Here is a 233-nt window from a genome sequence, read left to right as displayed (position 1 = left end):
CGACAGCTGCCCGCAGCAATGGCCGCCTCGACGGTGGCATCCGCCTTGGTGAACAGGTCGGCAACCTTCTCGAACCAGACGCTGGTGCTGTCGAGCACCTCGACCATGTTCTCTGCCGTCAGCGCCTGCGCAGCCTGGGCCTTGGCGAAAGCGATGCGGGTTTCTGCTTCGATGTCGGCCTGGTTGCGGGTCAGGGCGCGACCCACCAGGTTCTGTTTGGCGATACTGGTATC

Annotated in this window: 1 protein-coding gene; it reads right to left on the bottom strand. The window is 63.9% G+C overall.

The window, feature by feature from the left end; genetic code table 11:
• Positions 1–233, bottom strand: a 233-nt coding sequence (locus DM813_RS28355) for a hypothetical protein (RefSeq protein ID WP_164897187.1), incomplete at both ends; no start/stop codon positions are given.

It is taken from the genome of Pseudomonas alkylphenolica (assembly GCF_004025535.1).
Classification (GTDB): Bacteria; Pseudomonadota; Gammaproteobacteria; order Pseudomonadales; family Pseudomonadaceae; genus Aquipseudomonas; species Aquipseudomonas alkylphenolica_A.
The sequence above is the reverse complement of the archived record's forward strand: the minus strand, read 5'-3'. Positions and strand labels throughout refer to the sequence as shown.